This window comes from Enterobacter cloacae complex sp. S3, assembly GCF_014930495.1.
Classification (GTDB): domain Bacteria; phylum Pseudomonadota; class Gammaproteobacteria; order Enterobacterales; family Enterobacteriaceae; genus Enterobacter; species Enterobacter asburiae_B.
In genome coordinates, this window is the sequence record NZ_JADBRD010000003.1 from 1 (window position 1) to 1,062 (window position 1,062).

The following is a 1,062-nucleotide window of genomic DNA, read 5'->3' on the forward strand; positions in this document are numbered from 1 at the left end:
TAATCGTGGGGGCAGGTCAGGATATTTACATGAATGCAACTAAAGGGCTTGTCGATTTTCACTGTCACCTTGATCTCTACCCTGATCATTATTCAGCAGTCAGAGATGCAGAGAAAGCTGGAATATTTACATTGGCAGTTACGACAACACCGCGCGCATGGCCTCGCAATCACGAGATTGCAAAGCGTACGAAGTATGTCCGAGCAGCATTAGGGTTACATCCCCAATTGGTAGCCAACCATGAAAATGAACTAGAACTATGGGATCATTACCTATCGGAGACACGCTATGTTGGTGAAGTTGGACTGGATGCTGGTCCTCGCTTTTTCAAGTCACTCGATGCGCAAAAGCGAGTATTTCAACATATATTGCAACGTTGCGCTCAGGCTGGCGATAAGATCATTACAGTCCATAGCGTCAGAGCGGTCAAAATTGTACTAGACTTCATTGAAGCATATTTACCCTTAGGGCGTGGGAAAATTGTTCTCCACTGGTTCACTGGAACAAAGAACGAGGCGAAGCGAGCATTAGAGTTAGGATGCTATTTTTCTATTAATATGGAAATGATTAGCAATGCCAGACATATTCCTATGATACAGTCTATTCCAATTGAGCGAGTGCTAACAGAAACCGATGGTCCATTCACACGTATTGATAATAGGCCTTCACAACCAGCTGATATAGAAAATACTGTAGAAGAACTAGCCCATTTATATGGGCTATCCACGAGTGATATGGTCTACGTCATTCGGAATAATTTGCGGACCCTAATCAGTTATTGAAGGCAACCTTACTATGATTAAATGAAAAAGAGATTGGTGTTCATCTTGGTGGTCTTGACAGAGAAGTGACTCAAGTTTCGCTTATATATTAGCTTGTAACTGAATAAGGCAATCCCAATTACAGAGCCAAATTTGAACAGCCTGATTACTAGCAGGCTTTTTGCTTTTGTGCACCAATGGAAAAGAGTTCAGTCTCGGAACTGGGGGGCCTGTTAACGATTGTTGCAACCAGCTCTTCAGACGGAGATAAGACACACTATGTTACTTAAAAAAATAGATA

1 protein-coding gene is annotated in these 1,062 nt (G+C 42.2%); it reads left to right on the top strand.

The annotated features are described in order from the left end of the window. On the top strand, positions 1-782 hold a 782-nt coding region (gene qatD / locus IM317_RS00300; RefSeq protein WP_227010825.1), incomplete at its 5' end, for a Qat anti-phage system TatD family nuclease QatD. Positions 783-1,062: the final 280 nt, after the last annotated feature.